Source organism: Leclercia sp. UBA2479 (assembly GCF_002341985.1).
Classification (GTDB): Bacteria; Pseudomonadota; Gammaproteobacteria; order Enterobacterales; family Enterobacteriaceae; genus Enterobacter; species Enterobacter pneumoniae.
The window spans coordinates 133,831-150,385 of the sequence record NZ_DDPB01000009.1 but is presented as its reverse complement, the minus strand read 5'-3'; the positions used below and the strand labels follow the sequence as shown (position 1 = coordinate 150,385).

The 16,555-nt window shown below is 57.9% G+C and carries 16 protein-coding genes; 4 read left to right on the top strand and 12 right to left on the bottom strand.

Features of this window, described 5'->3' with window-relative positions:
- Positions 1-36: 36 nt before the first annotated feature.
- From B3B59_RS10415 to sad, 8 genes are all read right to left on the bottom strand, one after another.
- A complete protein-coding gene (locus B3B59_RS10415) occupies positions 37-564 on the bottom strand; it encodes a GNAT family N-acetyltransferase (protein ID WP_233802461.1) in 528 nt (175 codons plus the stop codon).
- 64 nt (positions 565-628) lie between these two features.
- Entirely contained in the window at positions 629-1,600 is a 972-nt protein-coding gene (locus B3B59_RS10410; protein ID WP_046885622.1) for a sensor domain-containing diguanylate cyclase, read from the bottom strand.
- 51 nt (positions 1,601-1,651) lie between these two features.
- The gene (locus B3B59_RS10405; protein ID WP_212476155.1) at positions 1,652-2,644 is read right to left on the bottom strand and encodes a sensor domain-containing diguanylate cyclase; all 993 of its coding nucleotides are present in this window, start codon (positions 2,642-2,644) and stop codon (positions 1,652-1,654) included.
- A gap of 178 nt (positions 2,645-2,822) precedes the next feature.
- Positions 2,823-4,274: a GGDEF domain-containing protein gene (locus tag B3B59_RS10400; protein ID WP_286808920.1), complete on the bottom strand. Its 1,452-nt coding sequence runs from the start codon at positions 4,272-4,274 to the stop codon at positions 2,823-2,825.
- Between the two features lie 108 nt (positions 4,275-4,382).
- Positions 4,383-4,745, bottom strand: coding sequence for a DUF4186 domain-containing protein (locus tag B3B59_RS10395; protein WP_286808918.1), 363 nt, complete (start codon positions 4,743-4,745; stop codon positions 4,383-4,385).
- Positions 4,745-5,671, bottom strand: a complete 927-nt coding sequence (glsB, locus tag B3B59_RS10390) for a glutaminase B (protein ID WP_040075734.1) — start codon at positions 5,669-5,671, stop codon at positions 4,745-4,747. The genes B3B59_RS10395 and glsB overlap by 1 nt, the downstream gene beginning before the upstream one ends.
- Before the next feature lie 63 nt (positions 5,672-5,734).
- Positions 5,735-7,324, bottom strand: coding sequence for a methyl-accepting chemotaxis protein (locus B3B59_RS10385; RefSeq protein WP_046885618.1), 1,590 nt, complete (start codon positions 7,322-7,324; stop codon positions 5,735-5,737).
- A 114-nt stretch (positions 7,325-7,438) separates the two neighbouring features.
- Positions 7,439-8,821 (bottom strand): succinate-semialdehyde dehydrogenase, encoded by a 1,383-nt coding sequence (gene sad, locus B3B59_RS10380; protein WP_233802466.1) that lies wholly within the window; start codon positions 8,819-8,821, stop codon positions 7,439-7,441.
- A gap of 99 nt (positions 8,822-8,920) precedes the next feature.
- Between sad and ptrR the strand changes: the two genes are divergently transcribed.
- A complete protein-coding gene (ptrR, locus tag B3B59_RS10375) occupies positions 8,921-9,799 on the top strand; it encodes a putrescine utilization regulator PtrR (RefSeq protein WP_286808917.1) in 879 nt (292 codons plus the stop codon).
- Here ptrR and B3B59_RS10370 read toward each other — a convergent pair.
- On the bottom strand, positions 9,753-10,235 hold the full coding sequence (locus B3B59_RS10370; protein ID WP_286808916.1) for a GNAT family N-acetyltransferase: 483 nt from the start codon (positions 10,233-10,235) through the stop codon (positions 9,753-9,755). The two genes, ptrR and B3B59_RS10370, sit on opposite strands and share 47 nt — an antisense overlap.
- A 152-nt stretch (positions 10,236-10,387) precedes the next feature.
- On the opposite strand from B3B59_RS10370, the gene B3B59_RS10365 reads away from it, so the two are divergent.
- Complete coding sequence (locus B3B59_RS10365) at positions 10,388-11,332, top strand: L-lactate dehydrogenase (RefSeq protein WP_286808915.1); 945 nt, start codon at positions 10,388-10,390, stop codon at positions 11,330-11,332.
- Between the two features lie 3 nt (positions 11,333-11,335).
- Here the strand turns inward: B3B59_RS10365 and B3B59_RS10360 are convergent, their stop codons facing one another.
- Genes B3B59_RS10360 through dtnK form a run of 3 tightly spaced genes read right to left on the bottom strand, consistent with a single transcriptional unit; the run spans position 11,336 to position 14,295 of the window.
- Positions 11,336-12,097, bottom strand: a complete 762-nt coding sequence (locus tag B3B59_RS10360; RefSeq protein ID WP_040075740.1) for a DeoR/GlpR family DNA-binding transcription regulator — start codon at positions 12,095-12,097, stop codon at positions 11,336-11,338.
- Position 12,098: 1 nt separating this feature from the next.
- Positions 12,099-13,085 (bottom strand): D-threonate 4-phosphate dehydrogenase, encoded by a 987-nt coding sequence (locus tag B3B59_RS10355; protein WP_207291768.1) that lies wholly within the window; start codon positions 13,083-13,085, stop codon positions 12,099-12,101.
- Entirely contained in the window at positions 13,078-14,295 is a 1,218-nt protein-coding gene (dtnK, locus tag B3B59_RS10350) for a D-threonate kinase (protein WP_286808914.1), read from the bottom strand. Before dtnK ends, B3B59_RS10355 begins: the two co-directional genes overlap by 8 nt.
- A gap of 173 nt (positions 14,296-14,468) precedes the next feature.
- Between dtnK and B3B59_RS10345 the strand changes: the two genes are divergently transcribed.
- Both B3B59_RS10345 and B3B59_RS10340 read left to right on the top strand, forming a co-directional pair.
- Entirely contained in the window at positions 14,469-15,614 is a 1,146-nt protein-coding gene (locus tag B3B59_RS10345; RefSeq protein ID WP_286808912.1) for an iron-containing alcohol dehydrogenase, read from the top strand.
- A gap of 17 nt (positions 15,615-15,631) precedes the next feature.
- The gene (locus B3B59_RS10340) at positions 15,632-16,516 is read left to right on the top strand and encodes a dihydrodipicolinate synthase family protein (RefSeq protein ID WP_286808910.1); all 885 of its coding nucleotides are present in this window, start codon (positions 15,632-15,634) and stop codon (positions 16,514-16,516) included.
- Positions 16,517-16,555: the final 39 nt, after the last annotated feature.

Sequence of the window (16,555 nt, the reverse complement as noted above, 5' to 3'; positions counted from 1 at the left end):
CGTTTTGATCAAAGCTTGTAGCAGTTTTGCTAAAGACTATAAAAATTTGTAGAACACCGAGGTCGCCGTCATTTCGCCGCCAGGCATCAGCGCATAGCGCGGGATCTCGCCCACTTTTTGCCAGCCGGTACGGGTATAGAAGGTTTCCGCCCCGCTACCGGTGGCGGTATCCAGCACCAGCACGCTTTTATTGTGGGAACGGGCGTGCTGCTCGAGCGCCTGCATCAGCTGTAGACCGGCCCCGAGACGACGCGCATTTTCATGGACCAGCAACTTGGCGACATCCGCGCGATGGGGTTGGTTTGGCGGCTGGTCGGTAATGAGCTGCACTGTACCGATCAGTTCGCCATCGGCGCGGGCCGCGGCCAGTACAACGCGTTCGCCACGCCCAACGCTATCGGCAACGCCGCGCCAAAAATCGCAGGCCTGATCCTGGGTAAACGGCAACATAAAGCTTACCGATGCGCCACCTTGTACGCAGTTGTGCAGAATGTCGGCTAAAGCGGGAAGATGCGTAAGGATTTGTTCACGCGAGAGAGATGAAATAGCGAGTGATGTGGTCATTATTTTCTCCATAATCAACCACATCAGCTTGCTCTTAACGTTTTATTAACACAAGAGGATTTACTTATGATACGCGCCCGGTACCGCGCTGCTGTTTCATGGAGTACATCTTCTCATCGGCGGTGCGTAACCAGCTATGCAGGTCATCGCGATCGTGATCAAACTCGCTCACCCCCCACGAGAAGGAGAGCGCCCACGGGTGCTGGGCGTGCTCATTCCAGACTGCCGCCTGTTCCGTTAGAAACTGCATTGCAATCCAGGCGCCCTTCTCATCACTGTTGGTAAAGAGAATGGCGAACTCATCTCCGCCATAGCGCGCCAGCACGTCGGCCTCCCGGAAGGTGGCTTTCAGCAAATCGGCCATGGCCTTCAGGGCCGCATCGCCATCCGCATGACCATAACGATCGTTAATCTGCTTAAAACGATCCAGATCGAGCCAGGCCAGCGTCAGGGGTTCGGCGCGACGACGGGCGTTATTGATACCCCAGGTCGCCATATGGTGGAAGCCCCGGCGGTTATAGAGCCCGGTCAGGTCGTCGGTGATGGCCGAACTGACGGCAGAAAACTCCACTTCTGCCAGCGCCGCCAGGTCACGCAGACTGGCGATATCCTGCTCGCTAAACTGTCGCGGCCGGTTGTCCAGCAGGCACAGAGCACCTACGACCGCCCCGTTCGGCAGGCTGAGAGGATAACCGGCATAAAAGCGGACCGGCGGGTCATCGGTTACCAGGGGGTTATCGAGGAAACGTTCATCTTTCAGGGTGTCGGGCACGATCAGCGCCGAGGATGAAAGAATGGTATGCCCGCAAAAAGAGATGTTCCGTGGCTGGGCAGCCTCGGACATGCCCACGGCCGACTTCACCAGGACGGTATGCTCGCTCACCAGATTCACCATCGCCATGGGCACATCAAATAACCGTTTCGCCAGCCTGGTCAATCGATCGCAGGTTGGGTGTAAATTGGCCTCAAGGAGACCTGAATCGCGCAGCGATGCAAGACGCTCCGCTTCGTTGGCAGGGAATATGGGTGGTTTCATGTCGTCTCCGGAGGGCGTCCTTTTTAAAAGCTTAGCGCATCTTGCAGTGAATCAATGGGCAAAAATGCGGTTTTTACCTTCCCGTTTCGCCTGATAGAGCGCGGTGTCTGCAGCCTGTAACCAGTCAGTAACACTCTTCATCTCTCTCGTGGCGCTGGCAATACCGATACTTACGGTACACAGCACCGGCTCATCGGCAACTTCATCAATAATAGCAGCGGCATCCATAATACGGGTAGCCACGCTCCGGGCCTCTTCGAGGGAGGTGTCAGGGAGTAAAATGACGAACTCATCCCCGCCCAGCCGCGCGGGAGTGTCGGTTGTCCGGGTAGCAACATGCAGAATATGTGACACTGTCACCAAAAGCATATCCCCTACCTTGTGGCCGAAACGGTCATTCACCTCTTTGAAGTTATCAATGTCGATAAACATCAGCGCCGATTCATGACAGCTTTTACGCAGCTTGTTCAGTTCATGATCGATGCGTGTTTCCAGCAGGCGGCGATTAGCGATATCCAGCAGCGGATCCATCATCGCGATGCGTTCCAGCTCACGGGATTTCAGGCGCAGGCGAATGGCAATGCTGTCGGTCAGCACGCTCAGCGCCAGGGAATAGACGGCAATCAGCGGCAGCGTGGCGTACATGGTACGTTGAGACACCTCAGCAACCAGTGCCATACCCTGAGTCAACCACGTCGCCAGAAATACGGCCACCATCAGCCCCAGCGCCTTTTTCATTAAGGGTACACCGCCTGCTGACAGGCGATCCGCCAGCAGGATGGTGGCAATGGTCACCGAAGGAAGCGGATTGGCGGCCATCATCGCAATCCAGAAACCGCCGGCCCCTGCATCGAGTATCAGGTTCTGGTGCTCGGTTTTAAGCGGCGTTGCGGAGTGACGTGAGCGCATCCAGGCGAGAGTTGGCCAGACAAAGGCATTCAGCGCCAACAGGCCAATTAGCCAGCCGGAGCGGTGTTGCTCTAACAAGACGGAGCAGATAGGGATAAAGCAAAGAAAGGTGCCAAGGATCCGCATCAAGTACATGCGTTTGACGAACCGACTTCCTGGTATGCGGGGGGGCTTACTGATTTGGTCAGTTCCGTTCATCACACGTTTTTTCCGATACAATCACCCTGTTATAGTATTGGCGTTAAAAATACGTAGCAAGATATTTATCTGTTAAACAAGGATATAAACCCCGCAGCCAGACTGGTCTGCGCGGTTATACCTGTTCACGCGCGGTAGTATTCCCGGCAGGCTGAACCCTTTCGTCCAGCCGACCACTGGTACGATTTCGTCCCGCTTTTTTCGAACGATAGAGATAATCATCCGCTTCGGTCAGCAGACGGTTAAAGACCTCGGTGAGTTGCCAGGATTCAGATTTACCGCTTCCCAGGCCAATGCTGACCGTGATGAAGAGCGTCTGCCCACGCCAGTGGAAGGGATGCTGCTCAATAGAGGCCCGGATGCGTTCGGCCAGCGCATAGCCCTGCTGTGCCGATGGAGAGTTGACGACCACCGCAAACTCTTCGCCCCCCATCCGCGCCACCAGACCATCCTCTCCCACGGTGGTTTGCACCTGTTCTGCGAACGCCTGGAGCACCCTGTCGCCGCACTCATGGCCATAGTTATCGTTGATACTTTTAAAGTAATCGATATCCAGCAACATCACTGTCAGGAAGCGAGGGTGCCGATGCGACTCCTCATGTTTGAGCGCTTCGTACAGTCCGGACCGGGAGTAAACACGGGTCAGGAAATCATAGTCCGCGCGCAGCGAGACCTGGCGGATGAGCGAGTTGATCGCCGCCACGCTCACTGCGACCATCACCGGACAAATCGCCATGGTAGCGACCCCCAGACGCGCCGAAAACATCATCGGCGTGGTAAGGGGCGACGTCACGGCGATATCAATAATCGAGTTGGCGATAAGCGTGATCTCTGTGGCACCGGTCACGAAGGTCAACAGACAGGTTGCCGGCACTGAATAGCGTACCGCGCACCAAATGAGCGCAGGCAGCGGGAAGGCAAGGCTCCCGGCACCACCGATCATGACAGAGGCGAAGACCGAGACGATCAGCGCTGCCACCGGCATCAAATTTTGCAGGCGAACCTGACGAGTCAGTTCAGGCCACCGGATGGTCAACAAACAGGGCACAATCAGCACCCCGGTAGAGAACTGTTCACTGAACCAGTCGGCCACCGACGGCCAGAAGGTCTGACTGGCAATACCCACAGCACCCGCTGCCCCGATTAACGCACAAAACAGCGCAGCCACAAGACAGTAGCCAAACAGACGCAGGGCGTTGAGCGGATCCGGCGTACCTTTATTGAGCCGTTTATCGCGGATCACCAGCAGCGCCAGGGTAACGATAAACGCCATATTCGAGAGGTTGATCACCAGCGAGGCGATACCCCAGTTGGTTGTGATGGCATCGTAACCCAGCATCGCCACGTATGAGATGGCGTAGTAGCGCAACCGGTTGAGGTAGATATAGCGGGCAAAAATCCCGGCCATCACGCCATTAAGCGGCCAGAAGACCGACAGCGCTTCGATCAGACGTAACTTCGCACCGATAAAGTAAAACAGCGTGGTTAACAAAAAGATCCACACCGCGTTACGTAACGGGTTGTTCTTAGCAAAGAAAGTAAATCTGAAGAAAGGAGAAGCTGACATTCAATCTCTATCCATATCACTGCTTGTGACAGACAATGATCTAGCGGCTGGCGGAAGTGTAAAAGATTAGCATCAATATATAACACAGAGGTAACACTGCGGTACCCATCAATGTTTTGCGTTCATTTCCTGCACCAGCCAGAAATGAATGACTTGCACAACATAGTGCTGCTGCGCGGCGGTCAGTGCAACCCCTTCCGGAATATTATGCCATTTGGCAAGACAGCCCCGACAGCAGGTCGCGGTAGCATGCTGTGCAATAAACACAGGGTGTCCACGCATCGGCGTCTGTTTGCCATCCTTCGCCGGGCGCGCCGGAGCTAACCGTTTGGCAATAAAATCGGCCGCGTGCTGATCGATAGTTTCTGGCCCTTTATCCCAGCAGTACTGTCGCTCTTTCACTCCCAGACGAAAACGGGAACGAAACGGCGAACGTGCCAGCCGGGTAAACAGCGGAGTGAAATCAGTCATTAGTATACAGAACGCCCCAGTCGGTGGGTGAGCTGCTCCAGTGCCGCCACCCCCGCCAGTGAATTACCCGTCTCGTCCAGTTCGGGGCTCCAGACGGCAATGGCCATCTCATGGGGAACAATCGCTACCACGCCGCCACCCACGCCCGATTTTGCCGGCAGCCCCACGCGCCAGGCAAACTCCCCGGCATTTTGATACATGCCGCTGGTCGCCATCAGGGCGTTAATCTGCCGTGCCTGTAGCGGTGACACCACCTCCTGCCCCAAATGGGGAGCCGAACCCTGGTGGGCCAGAAACAGGAAGGTGCGCGCCAGCTCTACGCAGTTCATCCGCAGCGCGCAGTAGTGGAAATAGTTTTGCAAAACGGTGGTCACGTCATTGTGGAAATTGCCAAACGACTTCATCAGCCAGGCAATGGCGGCATTGCGCGCCGCGTGTTCAAACTCCGAACGGGCCACGGTGGTGTCGTAGGTGATATCCGACTGGCCGCTGAGCTGGCGCACAATTTCCAGCATCCGCTGACGCGGCGCGCTGAGGCGGCTTTGCAGCATATCGCACACCACCAGCGCCCCGGCGTTAATGAAGGGATTGCGCGGTTTTCCCTGTTCCATCTCAAGCTGGAGTAGCGAGTTGAAGGGCTGTCCGGAGGGATCTTTTCCCACGCGCTGCCAGATCTCGTGCTCGTCGTACTGGCGCATGGCCGCTACGAGGCTTAGCACCTTGGAGATCGACTGGATTGAGAAGCGTTCGGTGGCATCCCCGGCCTGAAACTGCTGTCCGTCGAGGGTGCAGATGGCGATGCCGAGCTTATTGCCCTTTACCGAGGCCAGCGCCGGGATGTAATCAGCTACCTTACCCTGCCCCAGTAATGGGCGCACCTGCGCCAGAATCTCTTCCAGCATCTGATTGTCGATGACCGCAGCCACGTCTTACTCCTTGCTCACAGCCCAAAAACGGGCTGGGAGTATACCAGAGGCGAATGTGTTGCGTCAGGCTGGAAGTCGAAAACGCGAAACCGCCTGAATCAGCAAGCCCGACTCATCATGCAGGCGTTGAGACGCTTCGGTGGCGGTGTTCACCAGGAGATCGGTTTGCTGCGCCACGTTGTTCAACCCCTGCAACTGGCGGGTCATATGGTGAATGCTCTCTCCCTGGCTCAGGGTCGCCACCGAGATATCATTCAGCAGGCTGCAGAGATTCCCCACCAGGCTCATGACCTGCTGCAGGTTATCTTCCAGCCGGGTCACCGCCTGCGAACCGTCATCGATCCCCTGCAGGGAGCGGTTAATCAGCTCCTGGATGGTTTGGGTCGAGTGGCTGCTCTTACGGGCCAGCAGCCCGACTTCCCGCGCCACTACGGCAAATCCTCGCCCCTGATTGCCGGCGTGAGCCGCCTCTATCGCCGCATTGAGCGCCAGAATATTGGTCTGAAACGCGACGTTATCAATCATTGCTACGATGCCGCGCATTTCAGACGAGCGCTCGACGATGGCCGCCATCGAGGCATTAACGGTAGCCATCATGCGATCCCCGCCTGCCGCCACCTGGCGGGCCTCGTCGGCGCGGGAGCTGGCGAGCTTCGCATAGCCGGTATTGCCCTCCACGTGAGTTTCAAGGGTAGCGATATGGGCAGTGACCTCTTTCAGCTCTCGCGCCTGCAGGGTGGACTGGTGATATAACGCCCGGTTCCCCTCGGCCAGCGAGCCGATGTTCTCCACCATCGCCGTGGTGGCGTCGCTCACCTGTCTCACCAGCTGCTGCAGACCGCATTGCAAGGTATGAATGCTGTCATCCAGCTGCGAAATCTCCCGGTTGACCTGTTTTATCGCAGGCGGCGTACCTGAAAGATCCCCCGCGGCCAGCTGATTGATCCAGCCAATCAGGCCGCGCAGCGGTGTAATGACCCAGCGCGACATGCCAAACCAGACCAGTACGGCAATGGCCACCAGCAGTAGCGGAGCCAGCATAAACAGCGTCTGCAGATTCGACAGGCTACTGGTCAGACGCTGGCGCCCCTCGGCGGCAAGCTGGCTACTGGTCTGCTGATAGCGCGCATAGTTGTCGTTAAAATCGGCCTGGAATGCCTGAGCCGGTACGGCGAAGAAGGCATCAATGGACTGCGTTTTCACGAGCCCTTCCGCCTGCTCCTGAATCGCACCGAAGAAGAGTTGATAGCTGCTCACCAGCGCGTCGTCCTGTCGCGGCTGCATTGCCTGCCAGCTTGCCCAGGCCTTTCCCGAGACCGCGAGGGCGCTCCGTGCCTCGTCCATCAGGCTTTGCCAGCTCCCTTCAGAACCTGTCTCTTTGTCCTGCATAAAGTAGACCCCGGCACGGTTGAGCAGATCGCTTGCCGACAGCAGAGCGATACGCGCCTCGTCGAGCTTTTCCTGCTGGGTCAGGGCGAGTTGATTTCGTTGATCGTTGCGCTGGGCGTCGCTCAGCGAGAACGTAAGCAGCACGGAGGAGGAGATTTGCAGTGCGGAGAAAAGCGCAATAATACAGAAGATCCCCGCCAGCAGGCCAAACTGCCGTGGCCTGAGTCGCTGAACAAGGGGACGAAAAATTTGCGTTAGGTTCATATTTGTGTTCTGTAACAAGACGTTAGACGCCAGCGAGTCTACGGTTTATAAATGACAGAACTATTTCAGCAGCATGACAAAGGCCTGCGATCCGCAGGCCTTTACCGGGTTTTGTTACAGACGATCTCTCCACACTGTCTGCACGTTACAGAACTCATGCAGGCCAAAGTGGGACAGCTCGCGACCGAAACCGCTCTTTTTCACCCCACCGAACGCCACGCGGGCATCGCTGGCGCTAAAGCCGTTGATAAACACCCCGCCGCACTCCAGCCCATCCGCAAACTGCTGCGCGGTGGCATCGCTGGTGGTGAAGACCGTTGCCGACAAGCCAAAATCACTGTCGTTAGCCAGCGCCAGGGCATGGGCGGCATCGTTCGCCACGGTGATGGCCGCAACCGGCCCGAACAGCTCCTGGCGAAACGCGGTCATTGCAGGCGTAACGTTACCCAGTACGGTTGGCGCATAATAGTTGCCCTCGCCCGCTATTTTCTCGCCGCCCAGCAGCAACGTCGCCCCTTCGGCCAGGGAGGTCTGAACCTGCTGATGCAGTTCATCGCGCAGATCATAACGCGCCATCGGCCCGATAAAGGTCTCTTCCTGCTCCGGCGCGCCCATCTTCAGTGCGGCGGTGGCGGCGACGAAGCGCTCGGTAAAGGCCCCGGCAATGCCTGCTTCCACAATAAATCGTTTGGCGGCGGCGCAGACCTGCCCGGTGTTCTGATAACGCCCCGCGACCGCCGCTTTGACCGCCAGATCCAGATCGGCATCGTTAAGCACGATAAAGGGATCGGAACCGCCCAGCTCCAGCACGCATTTTTTCAGCGCCGCCCCGGCCTGGGCGCCAATGGCGGCCCCGGCGCGTACGCTACCGGTGACGGTCACGGCGGCGATACGCCGATCGTTAATCGCCTGGCTCACCCCTTCGTTGGTGGCGTTGATCTGGGCGAATACCCCCTGCGGGAAGCCGGCGGCGGTAAATATCCGGGCGATCAGATCCGCGCATCCCAGCACGTTGGGCGCATGTTTTAACAGATAGCTGTTACCGGCAAGAATAATCGGTACCGCGCCGCGTAATACCTGCCACAGCGGGAAGTTCCACGGCATCACCGCCAGAATCGGCCCCAGGGGACGGTACTCAATGACCGCTTTTTCCACCTGCGTGGCTTCCGGGCTCAGCATCGCCGGACCGTGATCGGCATACCAGTCGCAAAGGCTGGCGGATTTCGCCACTTCGCCCCGCGCCTGAACAAGAGGTTTGCCCATCTCACGGACAATGGTCTGGGCCATCTCTTCGCCGTGCTGGCGCAGTGCCGCGCCGAGATCCCGCAGAAGCTGCGCGCGATTGGCCAGCGGTACGGTACGCCACTGGCGGTAGCCCGCATCAGCATTGGCGATCGCCGTCTCAACATCAGACGCCGTGGCCCACGGCCAGCGGGCAAGGGTTTCACCGGTCGTCGGATTGACCGAAAAAGCATGCGTAGCTGAGGAGTAGTTCATCTTGTGCTCCAGTGAATAACAGTTGCCTAAGTGTGGCCTGGTCTGCTATTTCTGAAAAATGAATAATATTGACCACCTTTTTCACGAATCGAGAATGGTATGGATTTAACGCAGCTGGAAATGTTTAACGCCGTAGCTCAGACGGGGAGCATCACCCTGGCGGCGCAGAAGGTGCACCGCGTCCCTTCTAACCTCACCACCCGTATCAAACAGCTGGAGGCCGACCTGGGCGTGGCGCTCTTTATCCGCGAAAACCAGCGCCTGCGGCTTTCTCCTGCCGGGCATAATTTTTTACGTTACAGCAGGCAGATCCTCGCCATGGTGGATGAGGCGCGGATGGTGGTGGCCGGCGATGAACCTCAGGGACTTTTCTCTCTGGGGGCGCTGGAGAGTACCGCTGCGGTGCGCATTCCCGCCTCGCTGGCGCAATTCAACCAGCGCTATCCGCGCATACAATTCGCTCTTGCGACCGGTCCCTCCGGCACCATGATCGACGGCGTACTGGAGGGGACCCTCAGCGCGGCCTTCGTTGACGGGCCATTAACGCATCCGGAGCTGGAAGGGATGCCGGTCTACCGGGAAGAGATGATGCTGGTGGTGCCGGCGGGTCATGCGAAGGTGGCGCGCGCCGCCGAGGTAAGTGGTCAGGACGTTTACGCGTTTCGCGCAAACTGCTCTTATCGCCGTCATTTAGAAAGCTGGTTCCATGCCGACCGGGCCACGCCCGGTCGGATTCACGAGATGGAGTCTTATCACGGCATGCTGGCCTGCGTGATTGCCGGGGCGGGTATTGCCCTGATGCCGCGCTCGATGCTGGAAAGTATGCCCGGACATCATCAGGTCGAGGCCTGGCCGTTGGCCGAAAACTGGCGCTGGCTCACCACCTGGCTGGTTTGGCGCCGGGGAGCAATGACCCGGCAACTGGAGGCATTTATAGCGCTGCTAAACGAACATCAGCCACCAGCGCCTTCTCCATAAAATGGCTTAGCGGATCGGCGGCGTAGGGCGGGAAAGCCTCGCAGAGCTGATATCCCTGCTGGGCATAAAGACGAATGGCGGCATCCTGCTTAATGCCCGTCTCAAGGCGGATAGTATGGCAGCCGCGGCTCATGGCTTCATCCTCCAGCGCCGCCAGCAATCGGTTTCCCAGGTGCTGCCCGCGATGCGTCGGATCGATATAGACCCGTTTCATCTCGCCGGTACCGTCACCGTTCAGCACAATGGCGCCGCATCCCACGGCGCGTAGCTGCAGATCGCGGATCGCCATCATAATCAGGCTGTCGGCGGGCAGCGCCGTTAGATCGAGCAGGTGGTTACTTTCAGCCGGGTAGAGTTCGCCTTGATACCGGTCAAGCGCGGCAATCAGCGTAACGATGTCCGGATGAGCGGGTGATTCAGAGGTAATGGAATACATAGCAGGCTCCTTTTGTCGTTTTTCTCTACCCTACCCCTTCACTATGACGGGTTATTCATATTTTAAACTTATAGCTACCCGCGCCCGTTGCGCCGCCCGTTCCCGCGGCGTAACGTTGAAGGCAGTTAACGATTAAAACCTCAGGAAAAACAATGCACACCAAAGCCCGTAAAGTGATGATTATCGGCGCCGGTAATGTCGGCACCTCCGCCGCTTACGCCCTGTTAAACCAGAATATCTGCGAAGAGCTACTGCTGGTGGATCTTGATAAGGCGCGCAGCGAGGGGCACGCCTGGGATCTGGCCGACGCCGCGGCCTATATGCCGGGGATGATGACCATTTCCACCCGCGAAGTGAGCGACTGCGCGGATGTGGATATCGCGGTGATCACCGTTTCCGGCGGCGCGTTAAAGCCCGGCCAGACCCGCCTAGATGAGCTGACCGCGACGGCTAACATTGTCAAAAGTATTGTGCCGCAGATGATGGCGGGCGGCTTTAAGGGCATTTTCCTGATCGCCACTAATCCGTGCGACATCATCACCTGGCAGGTGTGGCAACTCTCCGGCCTGCCGCGCAGTCAGGTGATCGGCACTGGCGTCTGGCTGGACACCACCCGTTTGCGCCGCACCCTTGCGCAAGCGCTGGATATTGGCGCCCAGAGCATCGATGCCTTTATTCTGGGTGAACATGGGGATACCCAGTTCCCGGTGTGGTCGCACTCATCGGTCTACGGCTCACCTATCGCCGAAGTTTATCAACACCATACCGGCAATACCCTGGACTTCGACGCCCTGGCCGAACGCGTGCGCAAGCAAGGGTTTGAGATTTACGCCCGTAAAGGGTGCACCGAGTTCGGTATCGCCGGAACCATCGCTGAAATCTGCCGCAATATCTTTACTGGCAGCCACCGGGCGCTAGCGATCTCCTGCATTCTGCAGGGGGAATATGGCGTCGATGAGGTGGCGATTGGCGTACCGGCCGTACTGGCGCAGAGCGGGGTTCAGCAGATTATAGAACTGAAACTGGCGGAAGAGGAGCAACAAAAATTCCGCCAGTCGGTAGAGGTCATTAAAGCCAATATTGCTCGCCTGCCCTGACGCTCAGGGTGCCAGCGTCAGGGTGGCGTCGAGCTGACTTAGCGTCTGTTGCGCATCTTCATCCAGATGGCGGTCGGTCACGATATCGGTCAGCGAGTGAAGGTGCGCAACGTTAAACAGCGACCAGGCGCCATACTTTGAGCTGTCTGCCAGCAGTACACGACGGCGGGCGTTAGCAATCAGATCGCGCTTTAACGCCGCTTTTTCTTCCGTGGGCGAGGTTATGCCTCGCTCCACATCCCAGCCATTACAGCTGACAAACGCAATATCCGGCCAGATGTTTTGCAGCAGACGGCGGCCATGTTCGCCGATGCAGGATTGGCTGGAGTCATCGATGCGCCCACCAATAATGGTGACCTCAATCTGCTTAAACTCTGAAAGAAACAGCGCGATATGCAGATCGCTGGTAATGACGCGAAGCGGCAAATGCGTCAGCTGTCGCGCAAGTTCAATCATGGTGGTGCCGGCATCCAGCACCACCGCATCGCCGGCCTTAACGAAGCTTGCCGCCGCGCAGGCGATGGCATGTTTTTCAGCCAGGCTGCGCTGCATCTTTTCACTGGTGGTGGGCTGGGAAGGAATAAACCGGTTCAGTGTTACGCCGCCGTGGGTACGGCTGATAACCCCCTCCTGATCGAGCTTAATCAAATCCCGACGTATGGTCGCCGGGGAGGCGTCAGTCACGGCTACCAGCTGGTCAACCGTCACCAGATTGTGCCCCTTCAGGTAGTCCATTATCTGCTCTAACCGGTTATATCCCTTCATATTATTCCCGTGTGATTTGCATCGCTAACTGGATAGAAACCGTCATGCTCTCAGACTTCGCTTTACCTGTCCACGCAATGTCGAACGCAGTGCCATGGTCAGCGGAAGTGCGGATAAACGGCAGCCCGGCGGTGATGTTGACACCATCATAAAACCCAAGCAGTTTCAAGGGAATATGCCCCTGATCGTGATACATCGCCACCACCATGTCATACATACCTTCATGGCACTGCATAAAGACCGTGTCCGGCGGGCAGGGTCCAAAGACATTCAGCCCCTGCGCTTTCATCGCCTCGACGGCCGGGCCAACGATGGTGATCTCTTCATCGCCAAAAAGACCATTCTCTCCCGCGTGCGGGTTCACCCCCGCCACGGCGATGCGCGGGTTGGTGTAGCCTACGCGCTTAAGGAAGGTATCGGCAATGCCAATCACCGTTTTTACCCTTTCCGGGTTCAGGGTATCAAGGAATTTGCGCAACGCAATGTGGGTGGTGATGTGAATGACCTTAAGCTGATCGGTATAGAGCACCATCGCGTAGTCTTTACTGTCGGTCAGATGTGCCAGCAGCTCGGTGTGCCCCGGATAGAGATGGCCCGCCAGATGCAGCGCTTCTTTATTCAGCGGAGCGGTGGCAATGGCTTTTACCTCTCCGGCCATCGCCAGCTCGGTAGCGCGACGCACGCAGCGATAGGCCAGATCGCCGGCCTGAGCCTGTACCACGCCGGGCTGCAAGGCCTGCGGATCGGCCAGGGGTTCGTCGAGCACGTTGATGATAGCCGGGCCAAAGTGGGCATCGCTGACGCGGGTAATCATCCGTAATTCGGCCGCAGGCGTAATGCCCTTCTCCAGTACGCGCTGCAGCGTCACTGCGCATCCCACCACCACGATCGGTGCACCAGAGAGTTCCCCCCCGGTCAGGGATTTGATAATGATCTCCGGGCCGATGCCCGCCGGGTCGCCCATCGTTACAGCAATGATATTAGTCACTCATCTTCTCCTCGATAAAATGCAGAACCTCAAGCAGCGTGGTTTCACTACCAAAACCGCCCGCTTTGGTCATGACTGGCCCCTGCCAGCGACAACCTAAAAACCGACCGAAGGGTACGCAGCGCGCCACCTGCCCGGTGATTTCAAACCCTTCGGCGTGAAGCGCACTGGCTACCGCCATTGCCACATCCCCCCCGGAGACATATAACGCTGCCGGGTTACTGCTCTCCAGCACCTGGCTCGTGAGCGCGCCCAGAAATGTGCTGATTTGCTCACCCAGCTCCGCACGACTCAGCCCGTACTGTTGGCACAGCACGTCAATTTGATGACGCGCGGCGTGATCGGAACAGGTGTGCACCACGCAGTGTTCTCCAGCCGCCAGCGCCACACTAATCTGCTGCGCATAACCGCTTATTCCGTCGCGAAAGAGATCGGTGATGTCGATAAAGATCGAGCGGACGTTCTGCTGCTGGCGTACTCGCAGAATCTGCTTTTGCGCGATTTCACTCATCGAGCCAACCACCGCCAATAAAGGACGCGGACGCGCCAGGTGACGCGCCAGGGCATCACACAGTCCGGCGGAACCCACCAGCAACGGACGCGGGTCGCAGGCTGCGGCTACGGCCATGATCTGATCCAGATCGTCATCGCTCTGGGCATCCACAATCAGTAATCGGGTGTCGCCAGTCAGGGCTGCGGCCAGGGTCGACGCCGTAACCACCTGGCTTGACAGCGCCGTCTGCTCTGCCAGCACTGCGGCAATCTGCGCATGACGCACGGGCGTTTTGGGGTCGCTGGCGAATTCGGTTTCCGTCACCGGTAGGCCGAACACGCGACAGACACCCTGCTCGGTGGTACGCCCGGCCTGCGGAAACGCTGGCGCGATAATCGCCTGACGCTGGCCGGTCGCCTGCAGAAGCGCCTCCACTTCCGCCCCGGGATTACCCCGCAGGGTGGAGTCAATTTTTTTCACCTGCCACTGTGCCTGGCGCATTTCAGCACCATAGCCCGCCACCTTTTCAGCGGCCTCTGATGCCGTTAGCGCCCGGCTATCGCTATTAATAACCAGCGCGTCGGCATGACCGGTAAAGGGAGTCTGAAACGCCACACTGACTTTTTTACCGCGCAACGCCAGGCTCACCCCCGCATCGTTAGCGCCGGTAAAGTCATCGGCAATGACTACGACCTCTCTTTTGCTGTTCACTTTCATCCCCACTCCGGGTTTGCATTTCTTGTTAATGATTATATTCAATCATAATTGATTATATGTGAGCAAGATCAAGTTATTCAGTTTGTGAATAAATTATAAATTTAAGGACACGATGACTGTGATTGCCTTGTAATGAGCGAAATCAATCACAGACACAGCAACAGGAGATTCATGTGTTAACCATCAACAGTACGATCATCAGCGGCGCGGGCGCTATCCCCGCTATTGCCCCCTTGCTGGCAGGTAAAACGCATCTATTACTGGTCACCGACGGCAATATCGCCCGTCTCGACGCCGCCCGCGCCATCCGCAGCCTGCTGGAGGCCGATGGCCGCCAGCTCAGCGTGATTGACAGTGTGCCACCGGAGCCCACCAGCCACGACGTGCGCGCCCTGCTGGCAGAAACAAAAGAGACCGCCTTCGATCTGGTGGTCGGCGTAGGTGGCGGCAGCGTACTGGATGTGGCCAAACTGCTTTCGGTGCTGTGTCATCCCCACTCCCCTGGGCTGGATGCCCTGCTGGCAGGCGAAAAACCGCAGGTTCGCCTCCCCTCGTTGCTGATTCCGGCCAGCGCCGGCACCGGTTCGGAAGCAACGCCAAACGCGATTCTCGCGATTCCCGAGCAGAGCACCAAGGTTGGCATCATCTCTCCCGTGCTGCTGCCAGATTATGTCGCGCTGCTGCCGGAGTTAACGACCAGCATGCCGCCGCATATTGCCTCTTCAACGGGTATTGATGCCCTCTGCCATCTGATTGAGTGTTTCACCGCAACCGTGGCCAACCCGGTAAGCAATAACGCGGCGCTGACGGGGCTGCGCAAATTGTTGAACAACATTGAAACCGCCTGCGCCGAGCCGCACAACCTGGCCGCGAAGCTGGAGATGTTGTGGGCCTCTTACTACGGCGGCGTCGCCATTGCCCATGCGGGCACCCATCTGGTTCATGCCCTCTCTTATCCTCTGGGCGGGACGTACCATCTGCCCCATGGCGTGGCGAATGCCATTTTGCTGGCCCCCTGCATGCGCGTGGTTCGTCCGGATGCCGTTGAGAAATTTGCGCAAGTGTGGGATCTGGTGCCCGGCGCCGACACCTCTCTGTCGCTGGAAGAGAAGTCGCACGCGCTGGTGGACTACTTAGCCGCCCTGGTACGTCGCCTAGATTTACCCGACAACCTCGAAACGTTGGGGGTCCCGCGCGATGACATCGCCTCTCTGAGCGATGCCGCCCTGAACGTAAAACGTCTGATGAATAATGCCCCGCGCCAGGTCAGCCATGCCGAGGTCGCAGGTATTTATCAGACTCTGTTTCCAGCCAGTTAACTTCAAAGGAGTGTGTAATGCGTAACAACATTAAGGGCGTGCTGACGGCGATCGTCACCCCCTTCACCGACGACGGGGCGCTGCACCTGCCGGGACTAAAACGTCAGATCCAGCGTCAGCTGGCGGCGGGCAACGGCATCTTTTGTGGCGGTACTAACGGAGAGTTCTTTGTGCTGACCGAAGAGGAAAAAGTGGCCGTCACCCGCACCTGCGTGGAAGAGGTGGCCGGGCGCGCGCCGGTGGTGGCACATATTGGCGAAATTTCGACCCGGGCAACGATTCGTCTGGGTAAACAGGTCGAGGCGCTGGGGGTGGACGCGGTCTCCGTTATCACCCCGTGGTTCGTTCCACTCACCCAGGCTGAATTGATCGCCCACTACACCACTATTGCCGATGCGCTGAACGTACCGGTATTCCTCTACAACATCCCGGCGCGAACCGGCAACACCATCGCGCCTGAGACGGCCCGGGCGCTGGCCGCTCACCCCAATATTATCGGCATTAAAGACAGCGCGGGGAGCCATGAGAGCCTGAGCGGTTTTCTGAAAGCCGTTGAAGATATTGACGGTTTTGACGTGCTGAATGGCCCGGATTCGCTCATTCATCAGGGCTTTGTTGAGGGATGCTCCGCCTGTATTTCTGGCCTGGCGAACGTGGCGCCGAACGAGATCAATGCCATCTGGGCGCGTTTTCGTGCCGGGGATATCGCGGGCTCGCGGCAGGCCCAGGAGAGCGTGACCGATCTCCGTACCCGACTGTACAGCGTCGCTTTTTCGCCTGCGGCCGTGAAAAAAGCGCTGCAGGTCATGGGTGAAGAGGTGGGAGAGAGCCGCTACGCGGTGGCTTTCGATGCGCAACAAACAGACCAGATCCGCCAGATAGTGACGAAGTCACTGCAGTAACCGGCGTTTGCTTTCGTCCATAAGAATTCGGGTGCCCTC

What these genes read in the sequence shown, in the direction of transcription:
- B3B59_RS10415 (WP_233802461.1), bottom strand. Translation starts at nt 564, where the DNA reads ATGACCACATCACTCGCTATTTCATCTCTCTCGCGTGAACAAATCCTT.
- B3B59_RS10410 (WP_046885622.1), bottom strand. Translation starts at nt 1,600, where the DNA reads ATGAAACCACCCATATTCCCTGCCAACGAAGCGGAGCGTCTTGCATCG.
- B3B59_RS10405 (WP_212476155.1), bottom strand. Translation starts at nt 2,644, where the DNA reads ATGTACTTGATGCGGATCCTTGGCACCTTTCTTTGCTTTATCCCTATC.
- B3B59_RS10400 (WP_286808920.1), bottom strand. Translation starts at nt 4,274, where the DNA reads ATGTCAGCTTCTCCTTTCTTCAGATTTACTTTCTTTGCTAAGAACAAC.
- B3B59_RS10395 (WP_286808918.1), bottom strand. Translation starts at nt 4,745, where the DNA reads ATGACTGATTTCACTCCGCTGTTTACCCGGCTGGCACGTTCGCCGTTT.
- B3B59_RS10385 (WP_046885618.1), bottom strand. Translation starts at nt 7,324, where the DNA reads ATGAACCTAACGCAAATTTTTCGTCCCCTTGTTCAGCGACTCAGGCCA.
- sad (WP_233802466.1), bottom strand. Translation starts at nt 8,821, where the DNA reads ATGAACTACTCCTCAGCTACGCATGCTTTTTCGGTCAATCCGACGACC.
- ptrR (WP_286808917.1), top strand. Translation starts at nt 8,921, where the DNA reads ATGGATTTAACGCAGCTGGAAATGTTTAACGCCGTAGCTCAGACGGGG.
- B3B59_RS10370 (WP_286808916.1), bottom strand. Translation starts at nt 10,235, where the DNA reads ATGTATTCCATTACCTCTGAATCACCCGCTCATCCGGACATCGTTACG.
- B3B59_RS10365 (WP_286808915.1), top strand. Translation starts at nt 10,388, where the DNA reads ATGCACACCAAAGCCCGTAAAGTGATGATTATCGGCGCCGGTAATGTC.
- B3B59_RS10360 (WP_040075740.1), bottom strand. Translation starts at nt 12,097, where the DNA reads ATGAAGGGATATAACCGGTTAGAGCAGATAATGGACTACCTGAAGGGG.
- dtnK (WP_286808914.1), bottom strand. Translation starts at nt 14,295, where the DNA reads ATGAAAGTGAACAGCAAAAGAGAGGTCGTAGTCATTGCCGATGACTTT.
- B3B59_RS10340 (WP_286808910.1), top strand. Translation starts at nt 15,632, where the DNA reads ATGCGTAACAACATTAAGGGCGTGCTGACGGCGATCGTCACCCCCTTC.